This window comes from Bacteroides sp. An51A, assembly GCF_002161565.1.
Classification (GTDB): domain Bacteria; phylum Bacteroidota; class Bacteroidia; order Bacteroidales; family Bacteroidaceae; genus Phocaeicola; species Phocaeicola intestinalis.
This window is the reverse complement of the sequence record NZ_NFIC01000006.1, coordinates 191,751-206,068: the sequence shown is the minus strand read 5'-3', so window position 1 is coordinate 206,068 and position 14,318 is coordinate 191,751. Positions and strand designations below refer to the sequence as shown.

Here is a 14,318-nt window from a genome sequence, read left to right as displayed (position 1 = left end):
AATCCGCATGGTATACTATACGTGTACTACACCATAATTTTTTTTGTTCCTGCATTTTTTTCGGGAAAATGTAAGGTCGGACCGTTTTGGTCAGGACTAAGGTTAATAGGTTCAAAATTAGTTCAGTGCAAGGTGCAAGCCTATTTATATATATAGGCTCGCACCTTGCACTTGAAAAAATGGCTGAAAAAAATATTGTCAAGGTCTTGCATGTTTCAAAAATGTGTAGTACTTTTGCACCCGCAATCGAGAGGTGACACGGTGGTGTCATAAGCTACGAAACTTGACAAGATGAAATCGTAACCAAGTCGTAACCATCAAAATTTAGGTTACACATAAGTTACTGATTAAAAAGATATTAAAAGAGGTAGGTGCGATTACCGTACGCACCGCAATAAACATTGAAAATCAATGTTTTACAGAACAAACACCCGACTTTACACCCAAGAATGTAAAGTCGGGTGTTTTTTTGTATTATTTAATTTATCATCTTTGTGGTAGAGGATAAAAATAAAGCAAACGAAAAGAACAACCAAGTTTTCTTCATTTGCTTTATATGATATGCAGGCTTATCTGCTTAATATATCATTATCAATTCAGGATGTATTCAGGAATGGATGCTGTTGCAAATGCTCCTATTATTTCATAGTCTGTTTCGGGAACGGTCAGTATCATGGTGTAGTCTCTTGGGGGAACGCTTTTTGTCGTGGCATTGCTGATAAGTTCCACCCAATCCACATCCAAATAGCTTTTGATAATTTCCAGTACTGCTTGAGAATCACTAAACGATAGGGCGAAGTCGTGGATTTCCATTGGAGCATTTTGTGCAAAGTTTCCGGATGAATCGGCTGAATAACTCAGACGCAAATAAGAAACTGTTTCCTCTCCATTCTGCTTGACAAAGAACTCATAAGTGCCTTCGGCAAGTGGTGTATTATTCAATTGGTGCTGCATATTGTCCATTGTAAAAAAATAGCAATCCCGCGCTTTATTGTTAACCAGATAGAGCATAAGGTTTGAAGTCAGCGTGGGATGATTGCTTTCAGCAATGCCGTATGCAATGTAGCAGTCTGTGACTTTCACTTCGACTGTTTCCTTGTCGCCTGTCACATTGTCCGTCAGAGTAAGCGTAGTAGTTCCTTTCTGTTTGCCTTGCAAGGCAACATAGGTACTTCCTCCTTCATTCTGAACCTTGTTGGCTTCTACTATCGTTTCGTCCGCTACGGACAGGCTGATGTCGCCGCTTCCATTGGTAATGGGAATCTCAGTGATGCCGCGCCACAATCTTACTTCATAATAGGTCTTTTCAAGGCTGAACGGGGACATTGGTTCATTTTCATTATTGTCATCGTTACATGCAGAGATAAATAGACTGATGATAATAAAAAAGGGAGCGATAAGTTTATTCATCATGACTATGTGTTATTGTTTTTTTATGGTAAATTCCACCTTTTGAAGTCCCTTTTTATAAACATTGGCAAGGATGAGTGCGTAACGAACTTCTTCGCCGGACTGCATGGATTGTGTAATGTGGGTAAACTCATCTTCGGGTACAACATCTTTGAACATCGGACCGTGTGATTCGTTGCGTACCAAACGAATTTCATCTGTAAACGGAGACAGAACAAACGAATAAATAGCCATGTAAGGCACGGACTCAAATTTCACCCAATTCGGGTCTTCTTTGTCAAGGACATCTTCCAGCCATATACGCGCTGAACTGTAGGATGGCAGCATTGAATCATACCCATCGTCATAGACTATTTTACCATTCTCATCAACAATATACCCTTTGCTGATGGCATATTTCTCAAAAGGACACAAATCTTGATATTCAATATCTTCTTCGGATGTTATCTCCTCATCGACCGGAATTTCCGGTTCTGTCACAAGTCTGTCTTGGAGAATACGGATAAGCGAATACGTACGGTCGGAACCATCCGCAGGTGGATTGGCGAGAATTGTCCGCTTTACCGATAGATAGTATTCGTGTCCTTTTATGTAAGTAAAGCCCTCAATGCTGTTGAATCCGAGAGGTTGCCATTCTTCGGAATCACCTTCCGTCTTGACGAGCATGCACTCTATGGGATTCTCCTTTTTGTCGTCGCCCCATGCATACATTACGCCTGTTTCTGCTGAAACCAGCATTCTAATCTCTTTGACTGAATCTTGGGGCTCATCATCACTGCAAGCTGATAACAGAAAAACTGTGATGAACAGAAATGAAGTGATAAGTTTATTCATATTCTGACTGTTATGTTCTTGATTGACCCTGTCAAGATGTTAAGTTAATAATAGCAGAAAACGTGAGCCAACTATGCTACGTCTTAACTTGAAGGTCGTAGGAAACCATAGATGCAGATGTAACAATAGCAGCCCACGCTATAGCGTGAGAACCACTATGCTATCCTTGCATCTAATTTGAAAATTTCCTACGTTTTCAAGTACAAGATAAGCATAACGCTTCTTCTTTTTCTCTTATGTCTTGGAAAGAGTTGCCTCAATCCGTTTGCAAAAATACAGAATTTTATTGAAATCCAATCAAGTACCATCGAATTACATCCTAAATCCTCTACTTTTTCTTGGCTCTTCTGCTGATTTACGTAAACTATGCCGTAATTTATCAAACTGTTCTTTGAACCATTCGCCAATCGGTTGTCTGTTTATGGTCAGTACCAGTTTGCTGTCATCTGTCGGATTCTTTTCTACTTTGAAAATATCATTCCTGATGTCAAACTTCCGCCTGTGTTCTTCGGAATAAATCCTGCCGTTGCATCTGATAGCTTCTTTCTTTGTCAGAAGGCTCTCTATCATTTCTTTGGTGAAGCCGATGGCAGCGCACAACTTTTCCATTCTCAGCATCTCCCTGAGCATCGGAAACCACTTGAAAGCCTTTTCAAGCAGGATATTCAGCCGTGATATTTCCTTGTCTCTGGCTTCAAGTTCCCGATTATGTATTCCTTGAAGATTGCGTATCTGCTTGCCATGCTGCTCTTGCATGAGTTGCATTTGGGCTTTCAAGTCATCAATGCCCTTGTCCCGTTTGGCAATTTCCTGACGCAATTCTTCATTGGATTGTTCCAGTTTCTTCATTTTCCCGCTGCCGAAGAGAGAACCCACTCCGCTTGCTATAACCGTAGCGGCATCGGTGGCTGCACTTTTGAGCTTGTCCGTGCGTATCTCCGATTTCACCTGTCTGAGTTCCTGTTCGGCAAGATTCACCTGTTGCTCCTTATGCCGCTTTACGGCTTCTATGCGTTGCAGTTCGGCTTTCTGCTTCTCAATGATGAAATCGTTCCGTTCCAGATGTTCTTTGCCTGTTACGGCTTTTGACTTACCACGCTCCATCAGAAGGATGTCGGATGCCAAGGTCTGCATCTGCATCATGTCATCGTCATTGAGCTTGCGGCTCTTGCCTGTATCGTGGTTCATCCAGTCGAATACGATATGCGCATGGTAATTCGGCTTGAACCACCTTTCGCCTACCTTGAAACTCTCCCTGTCCTCCGGGTCAGGCTGTCCGTTCAGCCAATGCCCTTCGTCCTTGTGCAGGAAGATTTGGAGCGGTGTGATGCCCCAGCGTCTTTGGCACTCCTCGCCAAACTTATGCACATCTGCCAGTGTGGTGTCAGGTCTGATGAGCAACACTCCCTCACGTATGGGTGAACATCCTGCCACTTTGATAATCTTGCCGTTCTTGCCTTTGCGCTCACGTTCTTTTTCCTGCATGGCACGACCTGTCTTTTCCTTGACCATCCGTTTGATGTCCTCATAGTGCGCCTGCAATTCGGGACTACCGAAGTCCGGGTTTATCCACTGCTCGTTATTTGCAGAGAGTTCGGATACCACATATACTTTGGATTTTCCGATGTTGCGCATATACTCGGCAGTTCTCCGGTTATGAGCCTCGCTTGATGCCACGTTGCAAGGCTTGATATGTATGCTTGATTTTGTTGCCATTTTTTAATTCTGATTGGGTTGTTTACTAAATCTGTTTGTTGCTTTCCACTCATATCCGCAAGAGGTTCTTAGGGGTGCAACCCATGAGCGGAGTTTCCAAAGAGAGGGTCACTCTTTGGTCGGGTTGCATAGGGCTGAAAGCCCTTGCCGGGTTCTTAGGGCAGCGTCCTAAGCCCCTCGGGAGAGCCCACAACTACGCAAGCGGAGCGTGTAGTTATAGTGGGCTATAACCGGAAGCCTTTCGGTTTCTTGGATAGCGTATCATTCTTCTTTCTGACGGACTGTATTTGTTCCTTTCTATCCGCCATGCGCTTCTGCAAATACTCGTTCAGGTCTTTGCATCCGCAGTAGATTTGTGAAGCGTCCCGTATATGCCGTGTGCTTTCATATTCCTTGCGGATTTGCTGAAGGACTTCCATTCCTGCACGGTCATTGTCAAAAAAACAGTGGATTCGCTCATAGCTTCCCAACGGATAAAGTGCTTTGGAAACATTGGCAACAGAGTTCAGAACCATGTAGTCCTGCCTGTCGAAATCAGGGTATTGCGGACAGCTTTCGAGCCGCAGGGTCAGAAATGAGAGGTAGTCCATAAATCCCTCGAAAACGAAACACGCGTTTCTTGGCTCTCCCGATTGCCTGATATGGGATATTTCTTTCGGTGCAATGCAGCCCTTGAAATATCGGTTTCGGATTTCATAGCCGCCCGACATGTTGGGAAACGCAATGGCGAAGTACCGTTTGCCGTTGTGCGTAAACCGCGCTTCCTTACATTCTTTTTTCGCCAGTGCCGGATTTATCCCCCTTTCCTGCAAGTAAGCGAGCAAGGCAGGAGAAGAAAGCGGCACGATTTCCAACTGTTGGAAACTCGGCTCTGTAAATGACTGCTTGCGAAAAGAGAAAGAAACGGGGTGCACGTGCGGTGCTTGTTCCTCTATGCGTTTCAAAAGGTACGGCACGCTGTCCGTTGCATAGAGGTGCGAAGCCAGCGCAATGATGTTGCCGCCCTTGCCGAGCGCAAAATCATACCATTGGTTCCGCTCGGTGTTCACCTTGAACGAGGCTTCGGTTTCTTCCCTGAACGGTGATTTGTACCAAAGATTGATGCCCTGCCGCTTCACCGGGCTATATCCCAAGCTGTGAAGGTATTCTTCCAGCCTGATTTGTTTTGCTGTCTGTATGTCCATAAATGATTGTCTTTATCGGTTATTGTTTGTTTTTCTTTTCGCCAGTATCTGTTTATAGGTTACTGGCTGTATAACCACTTCACTTTATTGTCGTATATATAGGATACGGCTTAAAGTGAAGCGGTTTGATGCGCTCCTGCAACCACTTCGCTTTATCCTAATATATAGACCCGGAGAATAAAGTGAAGTGATTGCAGGAAGCGTGTCAATAGTGGAAATCCGGTTCGTATCTGTACTTCCTGCCATTTTCCTGCACTATCATCCGCTTGTTCTTCAACACTGTGATGAGTTTAACCAGCTTGTTGTCGCTTAACGGAACACCCACCAAGGCATACGACTCTTTCAATGCTTTGCTCAGTTCCTTATATCCGTATTCGTCCTGCAACGAAAATGCTGCTTCCAGTGCTATCCGGTGTTGTTGCTCGGAAATGTCCTTGCAGGCATCAAACCTTTCGCCTTGGGGTCTGCCGGGCGCTTTGGCTTCTGTCTGGTAATCCTCCATCAGTTCAGGCAATGCCCTTTCATTGATGCGGAAGGCAAACGGCTCGAAGTCCATCGCACGGATGTGCATGGCGGAAACCTTGCTGATGTCCCCGTTACTTTTGTCCTTTTCAACGAGCAGTACGGTTTCAGCCTTGTTGTTCAGTTCCGTGCCGATATGTCCCCTTGCGTTCTCATCCCCCTTGTTCTGGTGGAGTATCGTGTGGATATGTATCTGCCTGTCGTCCGTCCACTGCATCAGTTTCGATATGATGCGTGTCGATTCGCTGGGGCTGTTGATGTCATACACCATGTCACGGATACCGTCTATCACCACCATACCGAGGTTCGGTGTATGGTAGATTGCCTGTTCGACAATCCTTATGCGTTGCTCCGGCGTATATTTCCGCAGGGCAAGGAACTCAAGGTTCTCGTTGTCCCTGTCATCGGGCAGCCCTGCCATGCGCATGATGCGTTCCATCACATTCAGGCAGTGGTGGGGGCTTTGCTCCGTATCGACATACAGCACTTTCCGCTTGGCTTCGGGAAGTTCAGCCGCATACCTGAGCACCGTGCCGTTCTTCAAAGCCGCAGCCACGATAGCCGACACATTGAATGTCTTCTTGCTTTTGGCTTTGCCGATGGATGCACTGAAATTTCCCAACGTGCCGATTACAGAACCTTTCACGCTGAGGATTTCTGGCGCTTTCTCGTATTTTCCCGACAGGCTCAACCGTGAGGCTTGCCAGAGGATTACCGCCTGTTCGTCCGATATTTCCCGGATGTCTTTCATATAGTCCATAGCAATTCCTCCCGTTACTTGCGTCCGCCTGTTTTCTTCCCTGCCAGTTCAAGGGCAAGTTCCGCATCCACGATAATCTTGCGCCCTATCTGGGTGATAGCCTTGTCTATTTTTCCGCTTTTCTTTATGCGGTTGGCGGTGGGCAGGCTGCATCCGAACAGTCTGGCTATGCCGGGTATTCCGTACACATACTTTCTGTTTGTGTCCGTTACGGGCTGTGGCTGCGCTTCCGTCTGAACGGAAGCGTGTCTGCTTAACATTATGAACTCTTCACCCGTCATCTGCCAGACGGGTTTGGATAATAATTCTTGTAGATTTTGCATAGTTCTACTTTTTTGATTCAACAATCAGCCCTGCGCACTGGCTGTTATTTCTGTTCTCGAACGGTGCAAAATTAGGTAGGGTTATGGGTGGTAAGGATGGGGACGGTATAATCCGAGCATCGCTGTATCTTATTGAATATCAGAAAATAAAAATACCACTCAAAAATTAATTTGAGTGGTAAAAGTGGAACTTTCGTAAAATATCAGGATATGTCACCGATTATCTGAATATATGCTCCATTTCTTTGGCGAATTTCTGGTTGCTGTCACTGGGGAAATCAGAAACTGGCTCCTTGTACTTGGACTTGTAGTAGCTGTCATCAATATCCAGCAGTTTCAGTATCCCGGCTTTCCATTTGTCCTTGTCCTGTTTGGAGAGTTTTTCGCTCATGAGGAATATCAGATAACATACACGTATCTTCTCTCTCGGTTTAATTCTCAACTTGCAGTTGCAGGGGTGCAAGTTCATATTGGCATAAAAATCCGGTGCGGAAATTTCATCGAACTGTTCTCCAACACATACCTCATGAATGAGCGAAAGCAATTTCATGCTGAAATACTCTTGTTGTTCATCCGCCGTTTCCTGCTGACTGATTGGCTTGCTCGGCTCGTCCTGTCGTTTCCCGTCAGGAATGTATTTCTTCAATATATCCAGAAAAAGGCAACTTTGACGGTACATGTCCTCACAACGGTTCTTCATATATTGGAATGCCTCTTTCCTTGCTGCCTTTTGCTGGTCATAGAGTTCATTCAGTTTGGCTCTTTCCTTGTCATATTCAGCCTTGCAGCGTTCATATTCTTTTTCAGCCTGTTTTTCCTCTTCGGCAGTATGTTCCCTGTAGCCAATGGAATCATACCTGTTGTTGGCTTCATTCAGCGGCTTGCTTAGGCTCCTTGTTACATCCTGTTGGGCTTCAATTTCAAGGGAATACCTTTCCATGTGTTGATAGCAAGCACGCTCTACGGCACTATCACTTATGGGGTGTGTTTCATAAGCCTGTATGCTCTTTTCTATTTCGGTTTTCAGGCTGTTGAGTATCAAGGTGTATTGTTCTTTTTGCCTGTCAAGCACCAGTTCAAGGATGGCGGCTTCAAAAGACTTCATGTCATTGTATTCCTGACAGAAATCGGAAATGAATTTTTGCCTGTCAAAAGAGAAAACTCTATTGTCTATATAGTCCCTATATATTCTGTTGAGTTCCCCGTATCGGGGAATCATCGTCTGTATATTGTCTGCCATAGGTGTCCTACTTTTGTCTGTTCCTTTCATTGTCAAGAAGCATCGTCAGTTCTTCTTCCACCTGTTCTATACTCGGCAGTGCCGATTTCAGGTTTTCCGGCACAGCCTTGCTAAGCTGATAATCGCTGATGCCGATAGGTTGGTCATAGCCGGTCAGCGCATATTGTGCGACAATCTCATCCTTACCCTTGCACAACAGCAGCCCGATGGTCTTGTTGTCGTTCTCTCCCCTCAGCTTGTCATCCACTACATTGATGTAGAAGTTCAACTGTCCTGCATATTCCGGCTTGAACGGGGTCGCTTTCAGTTCCACGACCACATAGGCATGGAGTTTTATGTTATACAGGATTAGGTCGGCATAGAAATCGCTGTCGCCAATCTGGAAATGTTTCTGCCTTGCGACAAAGGCGAATCCGTTGCCCATTTCCAAAAGATAACGGGTGACATGCTTCACCAACTGTTCTTCTATGTCCCTTTCGTCCGCACGTTCTTTGGCTCCCGCCAAGTCAAAGATATACGGGTCTTTCAACAGGTAATTGGCAAGGTCGCTTTGCGGTGCGGGAAGCGTGGCGGTAAAATTATTGATTTTGCGGCTGTTGATTTGCCGTTCAAACAATTTGCTTTCAATCTGCATTTTAAGAACATTGCTGCTCCAGCCCATTTCCACGGATTGCTTCATATACCAGTAATCGACACCTAACGGAAGGGAACTGTTCAGCAGAATCACATGGCTTGCCCAATTGATTCTTGCAACAGGTGATGCTAGGAACAGTTTTTCCATGTCCTCAATCGGCATCCGGTAAACGACGGCTACTGTCTGGGTTACATCCTGAATTTGCGCAAGAGGTTCTTGCACAATTGCAACTTCCTTGTTGTCTGAGGATTGTATTTGCGCAAGAGGTTCTTGCGTAAATGGCACATTGTTCAGGCTTTGGATTTCATCCGTGATTTTCCGCACACTTGGAGTAATCAATTTCGCATCGGTTTCGATGAAACTCCGTAATACGGTCAATGGATATGAACGTGCGAACTGGCACATATAAGCCAAGTTCCTGACCGAATATCCTTTCTTTTCGGGATAATTGAACCGTATCGCCTGCGCCAGTTTCTTGATGACCTTGCCGCCCCAGCCTTGTCGGTTCTGGTGGTACAATATGTAGTTGCCCATCTTCCAGTAATGGAACAGCATCTGCGCATTGGCGGCACTAATGAGCCGGACTTGCGCCTGCTCTATTTCTGACCCAATGGCATTGACAAAAGCCTCGAAACTCCTTTTCTCTATATTGTTATCGTTGTTGCTCATTGTTATATGTATTGAAAGTTACAAAGATAAGCCCAATAACAGGCATCCCGTGAAACTTGCTGATTGTTTTTATAGTTGGTTGAATTTGTTCATCGCACTGGCTTTCACATCATCGGCAATGTCGATGTAGGGTTTCATAGCCTTGTAGTCGCTATGTCCCGTCCATTTCATCACTACCTGTGCCGGAATACCGAGAGCCAGAGCGTTACAGATGAAAGTCCTTCTCCCGGCATGGGTACCCAGCAATGCGTATTTGGGTGTAATGGTGTCTATACGGCTGCTTCCTTTGTAGTAGGTTTCACTTACAGGTTCGTTGATTTCGGCAAGTTCGCCCAGTTCCTTCAAATAGTCATTCATCTTTTGGTTGCTTATGACAGGGAGAGCCTTGTGCCCCTCAAATTCCACACCCTTGTATTTGTCGAGTATTGCCTTGCTGTGGTTGTTAAGTTCGATGATGAGCCTTTCGGCGGTCTTTACGGTAGTAATTTCTATATATCCGTCCCTGATGTCGCTTTTCTTCAGATTATGCACATCCGAATACCGGAGTCCGGTAAAGCAACAGAACAGAAAGACATCCCTCACCCGTTCAAGGTATTGCTTTGTGTCGGGTATCTGATAATTTTTGAGTTTGTTCAGTTCTTCCCAAGTGAGGAATATCACCTTTTTCGGTGTGCTTCGTAATTTGGGGTTGAAATCTTCATAGGCATTGTTCATGCAATACCCTTTCTTGGTACACCAGCGCAGGAACCATTTCAGATAAGCAACCTGTTTCATGATGGACGTGTTCCGCATATCTTCGGTGTCTTTCAGGAAATTCACATACTTTGTTAGCTTGGGTTCGTCCAACGATTCAAAAGTCAGTCCCTTGTCAAACTTTTCAAGATGTTTCCTTACTGCGGCAAATTTCTCATAGGTGGCATCAGACCAACCGTTTTGCGTGCCGCACTCCTTAATGAACTCATCAAATACCTCCAACGGAAGAAACACCACCGGGGCTTCCTCCTCTTCCTTTTTCCCATCGTGCAATCTGTTGAACGCATCCTTTACCTGTTCGGTAGTGGGCATGAATCCCTGCACCTCGAACTCCTTGAAGATATTCTGTATTTCGGTGTAGTATTTCAGCAAGTCCGCATTGATTTCCGATGCGCTTTGCTTCAGCTTGTTGGTGCATCCGTTCTTTACCCGCTGCTTGTCGGCATCCCATTTGGCGACATCAATGCGGTAGCCCGTTGTGAACTCAATGCGGTGGCTGGCGAAAACCACACGCATACGGATAGGGACATTCTCCACGATTGGCACTCCGTTCTTCTTCCGGCTTTCCAATGAAAAGATGATGTTTCGTTTGATATTCATAATTGGGTGCGTTTGAAATTCAACACCCAAATATACACCCAATAATTGAAATAGCAAAAGGTATTTAATGATATTTAGTAATATAGCCGATTTATAATAACTTGATTATTATCAGTATATTGCAGTTTTATGAGATTTCTTGATTGTGTAAGTTAAAGTCCCGTACGCACCGCAAACTTACAAAGCAAAATTAGGAAAAGCTCTGATTCACAACAGAATCAGGGCTTTTTTCGTTGTATGCTCGGCATGAGTATTAGCTAACGGGTGCAAGTCCCTAATGAGCCCTAATAGCGGGAATCATACAGCCCAAAGCAAGGGTGTCCATCGCGAGTTGGAATCTGAAAGAAGCTTGCGGCAAACATCTGGTCTGACGGACAGAAACTTCATATAAGGCATAAGACTGTGGGTAAGGTTGCATCACAAATCAAAGCCCTATAGCTATTCGGAACAGTCAATGTAAATGAAGCAGACATAAGATGGAAAGTTAATACCCTTATCCGAGGAGGTCTCACGGACGCATGATAATAGTGAAAAAGAAATCGAAATCAGCGGAGTAAAGCTTGTCGTGAGAAGTCAGCAGATGTCATAGTAGCAAACGTGTCGAAGAGTTTGTGAAGGACTGAACCTAATAATTAAACGATAGTAATTGAAACATACCTAATGAGAGAACGAATGCAGAAAACATTATCTAAAGTTAATGGCTGCCCTCAAAGAGACAGGTCGGAAACCGAATGGTATGGGGGAGTGCAGACTTTCATGTGGATGTGTGAAGACAACATCGTGGAAGTACCATTCGACAATGAACACCTTTTCGAGCAAATCCTGAGTCCTGCCAATCTTAATCGAGCCTATAAGGCAGTGATTGGTAACAAGGGCTGTGGCGGTATCGACAAGATGTCATGTGAACAATTGTTCTCGTGGCTATCAGCCAATAAAGATTCGCTCATCCGTTCCTTGATGGACGGTTCTTACCGTCCGAACCCCGTCAAAAGGGTAGAAATCCCGAAGGACAATGGCAATATGCGCCTTTTAGGAATCCCCACCGTGGTAGACCGTATGGTGCAACAAGCCATTAACCAGGTTCTGACCCCTATCTATGAGTGCCAATTCTCGAGGAGAAGCTACGGCTTCCGTCCAAGAAGAGGTTGTCATGACGCACTGCGAGGGGCGCAAGAAATAATCAATGCAGGCTACATATATGTAGTAGACCTTGACCTCGAGCGCTTCTTCGATACCGTGAATCATAGCAAACTCATAGAAATCCTCAGCCGTACTATTAAAGACGGCAGAGTTGTCAGTCTAATACACAAATATCTCCGAAGCGGTGTAATGAACAAAGGTCTGTTCGAAGCGAGCGAGGAAGGAACTCCCCAAGGAGGACCACTAAGTCCTTTGTTGAGTAATATTATGCTTAATGAGTTGGACAAGGAACTCGAACGCAGAGGGCTTCCTTTTGTCCGCTATGCCGATGACTCGATGATATTCTGCAAGTCCAAAAGGGCGGCAAGAAGAGTCAAGGAGTCCATAACCCGATATATAGAGGGAACTTTATATCTCAAAGTCAACAAGGAAAAGACTGTAGTGTCGTATGTCCAAGGAGTTAAGTATCTCGGTTACTCCTTTTATGTAATGAAAGGCAAATGCCGCCTCACAGTACATCCGAAGTCCAAATCCAAGATGAAATCAAGACTCAAAGAACTGACGAATCGTAACAACGGATGGGGATACGCTAAGAGGAAGCAGAAGCTGAAAGAATACATACGTGGATGGATTGGATACTATCATCTTGCCGATATGAAACGTTTTCTTCTTGATATAGATGAGTGGTTAAGACGGAGAATACGTATGTGTATATGGAAAGCTTGGAAGAAACCCAAGACCAAGGTAGCAAACCTCATTAAATGTGGCATTGGAAAATACAAGGCATGGGAATGGGGTAACACCCGCAAAGGTTATTGGCGTATTGCTGACAGTCCTATATTGAAGGTGGCGATAAATAAGGAGAGCCTACGAAAGGCAGGATATCCTACCTTAATGGGCTCGTATCTCGAATGGTACCCAAAATAGGAACCGCCGTATGCCGAACGGCACGTACGGTGGTGTGAGAGGTCGGTAAACATGAAAATAGGAGATAAACACCTATGATTAGTGTTTACCTCCTACTCGATTCCGGGCGGAAGCAGAATATAGCGTTTCTACGAAGTTTGTCAGGTGCAAATTCAGGGTCCTTTTTTAGGGACAATAAAAAAGCACCTGAAATGTATAATACTTCATTGATTATCATGTTTTTACGTAGGATTTTCCTGTTCCTCATTTTCTAATTTTACAACGTAAATAAAGTGGTATGAAACAGGAATCAATGAAAGTTCTGTTCTTTATCCGTAAGAGCAGACTAAAGAAAAACGGCGAGGCACCGATTTTTCTGCGGGTGACAATTAACGGACAATTGGATGAAGTTCGGATTCAACGTTCTGTTCCGTTGAAGTTATGGGACAATGTGAAGGAACGCAGCAAAGGAAAAGACCGGAGTTCAACGGAACTGAACAGCTATATCGAGGCATTAAAAGTAAGGCTGTATCAGATTCACAAGGAACTTCTCTGTCGGGAAGCCCTGATTACCCCAAAGAATCTTCTGATAAAGTTATTCTCTAAAGAGGAACGGCATCTGGTTTTGCAGACTATGCGGAAATGTATCGATGACTGGATTTCCCTGATCGGTACGGAGTACCAGCCCTCCACCATTTCACGTTATAACAACTGTTATGAATCGTTGCAGACGGTCATTAAGAATTTCTACAGGAAAGAGGATATTACATTCCATGAACTGAATGGGGAATTCATCGACCGGTTTGAGATGCATCTGAGGACGGTACGCAAGCTTTCCCAGAATACCCTGACCAAGTATATGAGCTGTTTCCGCAAATTTCTCGGACTGGCCCGGGAAAACGGATGGCTGGAGCAGGATCCGTTGGTCGGAAAACGCAAGCGTCTGTTCCGGAAAGAGGAGACGTGTCCTACGTTCCTGACCTTGGAGGAACTGAAACGGATTATGGAGAAGGACTTTTCCACGACACGTCTGAACACCGTGAAGGATTTTTTCCTGTTCTGTTGTCTGACCGGCCTGTCGTATATTGATGTAAAGACCTTGTGTCCGGCACATCTTTACAAGGACAATGAGGGGAAATTGTGGATACACAAGGCTCGCGTAAAGATTACTACTCATAAGGAAAGCTGTACCTGCAATGTCCCGCTTCTGGAACCCGCACTTGTCATTCTGGAGAAATACAAGGACTGGAATCCGGAAAATCCTGAAGGTCCCTGTTTCCCGATTCCGTCGAATCAGAAGATGAACGAGTTCCTGAAAGAGATAGCCACCATATGCCGGGTAAACAAGCGGCTGACCGTTCATGTGGCCAGACACACGTTCGCGACGACTGTTACCCTTGCCAACGATGTCGCCCTACAGAATGTGTCAAAAATGCTCGGCCATTCTTCAACCCGCATGACACAGCATTATGCCCGTGTGCTGGACAACAGTATCATGAAGGACATGCAGGATGTCGCCCGGGTCTTCGGATAATCAGAAAAGGCTATACTTCACAACGCACAGTGAGGTATAGCCTTTTACATAATGAAGAATTGTTTGCTTGTATGGATTGGCCTCGCTTTTGTC

The 14,318-nt window shown here is 44.9% G+C and carries 11 protein-coding genes; 2 read left to right on the top strand and 9 right to left on the bottom strand.

What is annotated here, in order from left to right:
• Positions 1–591 precede the first annotated feature (591 nt).
• From B5G04_RS13195 to B5G04_RS13150, 9 genes are all read right to left on the bottom strand, one after another.
• Positions 592–1,413, bottom strand: a complete 822-nt coding sequence (locus B5G04_RS13195; protein ID WP_071150055.1) for a hypothetical protein — start codon at positions 1,411–1,413, stop codon at positions 592–594.
• Positions 1,414–1,422: 9 nt separating this feature from the next.
• Positions 1,423–2,244 carry a DUF4377 domain-containing protein gene (locus B5G04_RS13190; RefSeq protein ID WP_071150056.1) on the bottom strand — a complete coding sequence of 274 codons (822 nt, stop codon included), beginning with the start codon at positions 2,242–2,244 and terminating at the stop codon, positions 1,423–1,425.
• A 312-nt stretch (positions 2,245–2,556) separates the two neighbouring features.
• Positions 2,557–3,960 (bottom strand): mobilization protein, encoded by a 1,404-nt coding sequence (locus B5G04_RS13180; RefSeq protein ID WP_071150057.1) that lies wholly within the window; start codon positions 3,958–3,960, stop codon positions 2,557–2,559.
• Positions 3,961–4,184: 224 nt separating this feature from the next.
• A complete protein-coding gene (locus B5G04_RS13175; RefSeq protein ID WP_087397659.1) occupies positions 4,185–5,144 on the bottom strand; it encodes a toprim domain-containing protein in 960 nt (319 codons plus the stop codon).
• A gap of 205 nt (positions 5,145–5,349) precedes the next feature.
• Entirely contained in the window at positions 5,350–6,426 is a 1,077-nt protein-coding gene (locus B5G04_RS13170; protein WP_071150059.1) for an AAA family ATPase, read from the bottom strand.
• 14 nt (positions 6,427–6,440) lie between these two features.
• A complete protein-coding gene (locus B5G04_RS13165; protein WP_025066904.1) occupies positions 6,441–6,749 on the bottom strand; it encodes a DUF3853 family protein in 309 nt (102 codons plus the stop codon).
• A 220-nt stretch (positions 6,750–6,969) separates the two neighbouring features.
• On the bottom strand, positions 6,970–7,989 hold the full coding sequence (locus B5G04_RS13160; protein ID WP_071150775.1) for a hypothetical protein: 1,020 nt from the start codon (positions 7,987–7,989) through the stop codon (positions 6,970–6,972).
• Positions 7,990–7,996: 7 nt separating this feature from the next.
• Positions 7,997–9,292, bottom strand: coding sequence for a PDDEXK nuclease domain-containing protein (locus B5G04_RS13155; protein WP_071150060.1), 1,296 nt, complete (start codon positions 9,290–9,292; stop codon positions 7,997–7,999).
• 69 nt (positions 9,293–9,361) lie between these two features.
• Positions 9,362–10,645 carry a site-specific integrase gene (locus B5G04_RS13150; RefSeq protein WP_071150061.1) on the bottom strand — a complete coding sequence of 428 codons (1,284 nt, stop codon included), beginning with the start codon at positions 10,643–10,645 and terminating at the stop codon, positions 9,362–9,364.
• Positions 10,646–11,305: 660 nt separating this feature from the next.
• Here B5G04_RS13150 and ltrA point away from each other — a divergent pair.
• A complete protein-coding gene (gene ltrA, locus B5G04_RS13145; RefSeq protein WP_087397657.1) occupies positions 11,306–12,712 on the top strand; it encodes a group II intron reverse transcriptase/maturase in 1,407 nt (468 codons plus the stop codon).
• Between the two features lie 277 nt (positions 12,713–12,989).
• Positions 12,990–14,225 carry a site-specific integrase gene (locus B5G04_RS13140; RefSeq protein ID WP_087397654.1) on the top strand — a complete coding sequence of 412 codons (1,236 nt, stop codon included), beginning with the start codon at positions 12,990–12,992 and terminating at the stop codon, positions 14,223–14,225.
• Positions 14,226–14,318: the final 93 nt, after the last annotated feature.